Source organism: Pseudonocardia sp. EV170527-09 (assembly GCF_008369905.1).
Classification (GTDB): domain Bacteria; phylum Actinomycetota; class Actinomycetes; order Mycobacteriales; family Pseudonocardiaceae; genus Pseudonocardia.
Genome location: NZ_VRMC01000529.1, coordinates 1 through 259 on the forward strand (window position 1 = coordinate 1; position 259 = coordinate 259).

Annotated in this window: 1 protein-coding gene; it reads right to left on the bottom strand. The window is 62.2% G+C overall.

Annotated elements, in window-relative coordinates; genetic code table 11:
- Positions 1-239, bottom strand: a 239-nt coding sequence (locus tag FVA95_RS30040) for a DUF3175 domain-containing protein (protein WP_149666996.1), incomplete at its 3' end; no start/stop codon positions are given.
- Positions 240-259: the final 20 nt, after the last annotated feature.

A 259-nucleotide genomic window follows, 5' to 3' on the forward strand; every position in this document is an offset into this window, starting at 1 on the left:
ATATAGAACGTCAGCATTGACATGGCCGACTGGAATGCCGTCCCCTTGCGCCGCCGGCTATGCTCGGCCGATGCCTTGAGCGACGCCGCAATCCGCGCGGGGCTGCGCAACTTGAAGATATCGGGTTCGATGTCCAGCGCGTCGCTGGTCTCCATGACGTGGCGCGACCAACGGTGGTTCTTCGGCTTGGCCGTCGATCTGGGCGGCGCCGGCTTTGACCGGGCGTTGTGCGTGGCCATGATGAAATCTCCTGTAATGA